This is a genomic window from Pseudomonas emilianonis, from assembly GCF_023072625.1.
In the GTDB taxonomy this organism is placed as follows: domain Bacteria; phylum Pseudomonadota; class Gammaproteobacteria; order Pseudomonadales; family Pseudomonadaceae; genus Aquipseudomonas; species Aquipseudomonas paraveronii.
This window is the reverse complement of record NZ_JAKNRV010000306.1, coordinates 1-6,365: the sequence shown is the minus strand read 5'-3', so window position 1 is coordinate 6,365 and position 6,365 is coordinate 1. Positions and strand designations below refer to the sequence as shown.

General features: G+C 61.6%; 2 protein-coding genes and 2 pseudogenes. All 4 read right to left on the bottom strand.

The window, feature by feature from the left end; genetic code table 11:
* Positions 1-124, bottom strand: a pseudogene (locus L9Z73_RS23295) (NADP-dependent isocitrate dehydrogenase); the annotation flags it as partial.
* A gap of 2,610 nt (positions 125-2,734) precedes the next feature.
* Positions 2,735-3,370 (bottom strand): annotated as a pseudogene (locus tag L9Z73_RS31335) (dermonecrotic toxin domain-containing protein); the annotation flags it as partial.
* 1,263 nt (positions 3,371-4,633) lie between these two features.
* Positions 4,634-5,725: a polyamine ABC transporter substrate-binding protein gene (locus tag L9Z73_RS23290; protein ID WP_247406040.1), complete on the bottom strand. Its 1,092-nt coding sequence runs from the start codon at positions 5,723-5,725 to the stop codon at positions 4,634-4,636.
* A partial coding sequence (locus L9Z73_RS23285; protein WP_247406038.1) for a histone deacetylase family protein occupies positions 5,722-6,365 on the bottom strand: 644 nt, incomplete at its 5' end. The genes L9Z73_RS23290 and L9Z73_RS23285, both read right to left, overlap by 4 nt.

The window sequence follows — 6,365 nt, the reverse complement described above, 5'->3', positions numbered from 1 at the left end:
GCGCGGCCAGGGCTTGGGCCCAGTACAGCGCCAGGTAGAAGTGGCTGCCGCGGTTGTCGATGTTGCCGACTTTGCGCGATGGCGACTTGTTGTTGTCGAGGAACTGGCCGGTGGCCTGGTCCAGGGTGGGGTAGTGAAAGTGCGCGTACCACAACGGGCGTTTGGTGTTGGCGTCCACCACTGCATATTCCTGCAGGAAACCCTTGTCGCGCCCCCTGAGTCGGGTGCGGGGGCCGACAGGCGGGTCGACCGTCACGGCGCCCTCGAGCAATAGCAATTCGACGTGCGCTGCCTCCGGTGGTCGACGCTTGAGCACCTCGATCTTGACCCGTTTGCCTTCCCGGTAAAGCTGGGTGATCGCCTCATTGAGGCTGCGGTTAGTCAATGCGGCTGATGGCGAGGCGCTTTCTGTCTGGTTGCTGGAGGTCAGCGCCTCTTCGATATCCTGGCTGGCCCGTTCGAGTTTTTTGGCGTGCTGGTGGAAGCGCTCTTCGATTTCCACCGGCAGTTGTCGGGTTTCCTTCGCCCAGGCTTCCTTGTTGGTGATAAAGGCGCCGACCCCATCGACCAGCGCCTGACCGTCGCTGATGCTGATTGCCAGGTTACGCGCCTGGGTGCGGGTAACGGGTTTGGGCTTCAGTTCGCGTTCGACCCAAACACCCGGCTCTTTCTCATGGAAGGTTGCAATCACCTTGCCGGTCAGGGGTTCCTTCACGTCGACCAGGGTCTTGCCGTCTTCGGCGGGGCTTTCACGCTCATCGCCGACCACCACACCCTTGGAGCGCGTCTTGATGTATTTTTTCTTCGCCCTCGGGGCCGGGCGCGACGGGCCTGCGGTGGGCTCCATGGCTCTACGTTCGCGCAGCAGGGTCGTCAGTTGCTTCTCAGTGAGTTGCGCGAATTCGTCAACCTGCTTGCGCAGGCTTTCCAGATGAGGCTTGTTGAGGTCGTTGGGAAATTCCGCCGGCAGATCCACCAGGTTCTGGTCCACCCTGGAAAACTGATCCATCAGGCTATCCAGGGTCTCGATCAACTGAGCCGGCGGCGCTACGTTGCCCGGCTTCATGGCGCCTCTGGCACTTTGGACGGCCAGTTCCGCCACATCGACGATACGGTGCAAGGCTTCTCTGGCATCGGCGCGTGTGGCCGATTGGCTTTCTGACACGCACAGGAAGTGGCCCAGGGTAATCCTGAACGCCTTGAGATCATCAACGGCATACGTGGGCAGGTGCGGCTCGTACAGTTGGATCAGCTTGACCCCTGGCACGCCCAGGGTGCGGGCCTCCTTGAAGCGCGCCTGCAGATAGTCCATCCGCTCCACCATGGCCTGCGTCGCGGCGTACATGGCGCGGTAGTGAGCGGCAGGCAAGGCGTCTTCTTCAAAACCCTCGGTGTCGAGGTGGCCATGTATGGCTTCCAGTTGTTCGCGAAACGGGATCTGTTGTTCGCTGATGGCGGAGCTCGCCAGAAATAGCTGATGTTCCAGGTAGCCGACCATGGCGTTCTGATAGTTGGGCACCGTGTCGAGAATATTCAGGGATTTGAGCTGGGAAATCGGCACGTCGATCTCTTTGAGGCGTGTATCCACTTGTTCGAGAAAGGTGGTTCTGGCGACTGCTTTGGCGTCGTCCGCTGTGCGGTCGATGGCGCCTTGCAGGGCCTCAATATCGCGTTGGCGTTGGGGGCGCTCGCTGTCGAAGGTCGCCAGATGCTGGCGTAAATCGTTGATTTTAGGTGGCCTGAGGGCTTCGCCTTTTTTGCGCCGGCTGCGCAGGCCGCCTGCACGGAGGCGCAAGCGCGTGTCGACGAACCATTGACCCAGGCGATTGGCAATCAGCGGGGGGCCGCGTCGGCCGGGTTGGTGCGGATCGATGATCAACACGGCGTCGTTTTCGTCGACGATGACTTCAAACCAGCGTGTACCCACCGGGGCGTACCAGTGGGTGTCTTTGGCGTAGAGATGCTGATGGGGGCCTTCCACTGTCTGTTGTGTGCCCAATTGATCGGGCTTGGGCAGCGCGAAACCGTCCAGGAACGTACCCAGGCTCAGTGCGCTGCGGTTCAAGGCGCCACTGATGTGCAGGGTGTGTTCGTGGTCGACGGGCAGTTCTGCCGTCGTGATATCCGGCTTTTGGACGACCTCTACCGTGGTCTCCTGCGCCTGCAATGCCGGCGGCTTGGCAGGTTTCTCGATGGGCGATTCAGGCTGGTGGGCCGTGGCGACATGCGTCGCCAACACCACGCCGAGCGTCAGCAAGATATCTACCAGCGCCGAGAGCCCGGCTGAACGGTCACCGATCTCATTGGCGTCGACCATCTGTTGCAGGTCATCCATCAATTGCCAGATCCAGGTCGCGGCGCCCGCGGCGCGGCCCATGAACGGCAGCACGGTATTGAACATCAGCCACCCGGCATGCTTGAAACTCTCCCAGCGCGCCTCGGCATTCGACACCGATTGGCGGTCGGCCAGGGTGACCAGCGCGTCGGCAGTGGCTTGGAACAGTGTGGCGAAGTCGTCGTTGCGCACCACTTCCCGCCCCAGTTCGATGGGCCCGGTCATCACCAGTGCGTTCAGCGGGTCGTTCAGCATGCTGGTAAATACCCAAGGCGAGGGCAGGCTGCCGGGAAACACAAACTGTGCATAAACCGTTCGCACCTTGTCGGGCAGCCAGGCCAGGACCGATTGGCGCAATGGCGTGTCTTGTTTGATCGCGTACAGCAAGTTGGTCGGTGACGGGAACTGCATCAACGGTTGGTTGGACAGCGGACGATAGAGCAGGCAAGGGCCTTTTTTCGGGTCTTGAGGGCCGATGACGAACATGTTGCCGACGACGTCGACGGCCGAGCTCAGGCGGCGTTTGGGGAGCAGGGACAAGCGGCGGATGACCACCGCCGTGCCGTCGACCACACTCGCTGCGCTGTCTGGATTCATCGCTGCGCAGACATAGCGATAGCCCTGTTCGCTCAGGCCATGGAAACGGCGGACCTTATAGTGCAACGCCAGTAACGGTAATTGCAGGCGTAACTGAGCGGTGTAGAGATGTTGCCGCCGCGTGGACTCGGCCGGGTCGTCGAGCAATGTGCGCTTGACCAGGGCCGGGTAGTACACGCCGACGTTCGCCTGGGTAATCAAGCGTTCCAGGTAGGACGCCGTCATCCAGGTGGGTACGGCGCTGCCGCTTTCATAACGGACGGTTTTGTTGCCCAAGGGCAGGGCTATCAGGTTTTCCAGGGCCAATTCGGCCAGAGTAAAGGTTTGGGTCTGGGTATTTCCCGGCACAATCAGGGTGCCCCAGACCTGCACGCTGGTGACGCTGATCCGCACGCTGTCCAGCGTCGTGCGGGCCACGCTGGGGTGGTCCTTGACCATCAGGGTGTGGATCGCATCCAGGGCAAAATCGCCGATGTGCTTGATCCCGTCATCAAAGGCTTTACCGGCGTGCCGCAGGTGCAGGGCCGCCAGGTCCATCATGTAGCGCCCGTAGGTGGCCTGGTCCGACGAGGATGCGCTAAGTATCCAGTCGGGCAAGGCACGATGAACCCAGCCGATTCTGTTTTGATTCAGCGGGGCGCGAAGGGCGATTTCGCTGCCTGGCTTGTCTTGCATCATGGTTGGGATCAGCTCATCGCTGTCGAGCGCGATTACGCCGATCGCCTGAATCTGCAAGGAAATAAACGCACAGGCCTGCTGTTCGAAAAAGTCCCCGGAGGGTTGGAACAATCGCCAGTGGAGCTTGGCCGCCTGTGGATTGGCGACTTGAATGCTCAGGGCATCGCCAAGCGCTGGCAGGCTTTTGAAGGCGGCGAACCCATCGGCGATCGAATAGCTGAGGATGATGTCACGCTCGCCAAGACGCCCGACCAGCACCGCCAATGCCGACAGAGTGAGGTGTTTGACCTGGGTGGCGTGCTCCAGGTCGACGTCGATCAGATAAGCCTTGGTCGCGTATTTGTCCTGGGGCAAGCGCTGGGCGTAATCCGGGTGGTGAAAAACGCTCCTGGCGACGTTGCATTCATCCTCGTCCCAGCCTTCCACGCTGTCGACATTCCAGATCGCGCGTAAGGCGTTGGCAAAGGTGCGCCAACGTGGGCCGTTGTGGTGGTCGCTTTCGTTCCAATACGCGAGCTGTTGCTCCTGGTACGCGACGCGCAGCAAGGGTGCCAGCTCATTGATCAGGCGGCCGACGGCATCTACTTTGATCGGTAGATGCACGTTCGGCCCGGCGGCAGATTGATAGATCAGGTAGTGCTCGCCGTCGATCCACGTCACCGGCACGCCGGACGTTGCACTGCGGTACAACGCGCCGGTCAGCGACTGAAATTTCGGGGCGCCGGGCAGGATCGCCCCGGCAGTGATCTGCCAGTGCGGCGTCACTAGAACGGTCAGGTCGGGGTCGATGTCGAGATCCGGGTACAGCCCGCGCAAGCTCGAGCGCAGGGTGGCGGCCGCGACTTCGCGCAAGGAGGGGCCGGTGGTCAGTTGAGTCAACAGGTCATTGGCATTGGGGGGCGATGAGGGCAAGGGAGGGCTCCTGACGGGCGCGGTGAGGAGGGCTGCTGGATGCAACCCGAGACCTCGACCACGTTAGAGCGCAGGCCCGTCAGGCGGTGGTAGTTAGATAGCGGGGCGCCCCTAGGTCCCCGATTTGATCTTGGTCCAGGCCCGTGTCCTGGCGCGCTCGGCGTCGCGGCCCAGGGGTTTCAAGGTATACAGCGTGGCCATCGCCGCCTCGGTGGGGTACAGGTTGGGGTTGTGGCGGATCGCAGGGTCGACCAGTTCCGTCGCGTCTTTGTTCGGGTTGGGATAACCGACGAAGTCGCTGATCGGCGCGATCACCTGCGGTTGCAGCAGGTAGTTGATGAAGGTGTAGGCGTCCTGCGGGTTTTTCGCGCCTTTGGGCAGCGCGAGCATGTCGAACCAGATCGGTGCGCCTTCCTTGGGCAGGCGCATGTCCACGATCACGCCGTTCTTGGCTTCCTTGGCGCGGTTGGCGGCCTGGGAGAAGCTGCCTGAGTAACCGACGGCCACGCAGATGTCACCGTTGGCGATATCGGCCATGTATTTGGAGGAGTGGAAGTAGGTGATGTACGGGCGGATTTTCATCAGCAGCGCTTCGGCTTTTTCATAGTCCTTGGGGTTGTTGCTGTTGGGGTCCAGGCCCAGGTGTTGCAGGGCCAGCGGCAGGATCTCGGACGGCGAATCGAGCAGCGCGACGCCGCACTGCTTGAGCTTGCTGATGTTCTCTTCCTTGAAGATCAGGTCCCAGCTGTCCACCGGCGCATCGGCGCCGAGCGCGGCCTTGATCTTGTCGGGGTTGAAGCCGATCAGGATGGTGCCGTACATGTAGGGCACGGCGAATTTGTTGCCGGGGTCGTTGGCCTCGATCAGCTTCATCAGCTTGGGGTCGAGGTGGTTCCAGTTCGGCAGTTGGCTGCGGTCCAGGGGCTGGAACACGCCAGCTTCGATCTGCTTGGCGAGGAACACGTTGGACGGCACCACCACGTCATACCCGGAATTGCCGGTGAGCAGCTTGGCTTCCAGGGCCTCGTTGGTGTCGAAGATGTCGTACACCAGTTTGACGTTGGGGTTTTGCGCCTTGAAGTCTTCCAGCGCCTTGGGCGTGATGTAGTCGAACCAGTTGTAGACCCGCAGGGTTTTCTCTTCGGCATGGGCCGCGCCGCCGAGAACGGCGGCGCAGAGGACGAGCGACTTGAGCATGTTCATTGGATGGACCCCTCAAAACCTTCGAGAACGTTGACGGCGTTGATGCCGATTTCTGCTACGGCGTAGCCGCCTTCCATCACAAACAGCGTGGGTTTGCCCAGGCGTGCGATGCGTGCGCCCATGGCCAGGTAGTCCGGGCTGTCGAGCTTGAACTGCGAGATGGGGTCGTCCTTGAACGTGTCCACGCCCAGGGACACGACGACGATGTCGGCGGCGTAACGCTCGATTTCTGTGCAAGCCTCGTCAAGCGCTGCGCTCCAGTGCGGCCAGTCGGAACCGGCCGGCAACGGATAGTTGAAGTTGAAGCCTTCCCCGGCGCCTTCTCCGCGTTCGTCGGCGTAGCCGAGGAAAAACGGGAACTCCGCCTCCGGGTGCCCGTGGATCGAGGTAAAGAGCACGTCGTTGCGCGCGTAAAAGATCGATTGAGTGCCGTTGCCGTGGTGGTAGTCCACGTCGAGGATCGCGACCTTCCGCTGGCCCTGGTCGAGAAACGCCTGGGCGGCGATGGCGGCGTTGTTGAGGTAGCAATAACCGCCCATCAAGTCGCCGGCGGCATGGTGCCCCGGCGGGCGGCACAAGGCGAACGCACTGTGGGCGCCGCCCTGTGGACAAGTAACGAGCCGTACAAAAAAGTGTCGAT